At 65.9% G+C, this 223-nt stretch carries 1 protein-coding gene; it reads right to left on the bottom strand.

Translation table 11 applies throughout. The features are described 5' to 3' along the window. A partial coding sequence (locus E4K09_RS14005) for a dihydroxy-acid dehydratase domain-containing protein (protein ID WP_193557287.1) occupies positions 1-223 on the bottom strand: 223 nt, incomplete at both ends.

Below are 223 nucleotides of genomic sequence, written 5' to 3'. Positions count from 1 at the left end.
CCATGGTGTTGCAGTGACCCACGGACGGAGCGGAGGAGCCGACGATATCGATGAACTGCTGGTAGTCGATGTCGCCCGCCGCATGACGCTCGCGCGCCTTCCACACGATCGGACCGGAACCGGTGCGCTCGCCCTGGTGCCAGCCGTTGAGCATGGGACCCACATTGAGCGAGATCGCCGGGATGTTCACGGTCGCAGCCGCCATCAGGCAGGCCGGCATGGT

The organism is Microvirga pakistanensis, assembly GCF_004458765.1.
In the GTDB taxonomy this organism is placed as follows: Bacteria; Pseudomonadota; Alphaproteobacteria; order Rhizobiales; family Beijerinckiaceae; genus Microvirga; species Microvirga pakistanensis.
This window is presented reverse-complemented; position numbering and strand designations above follow the sequence as displayed.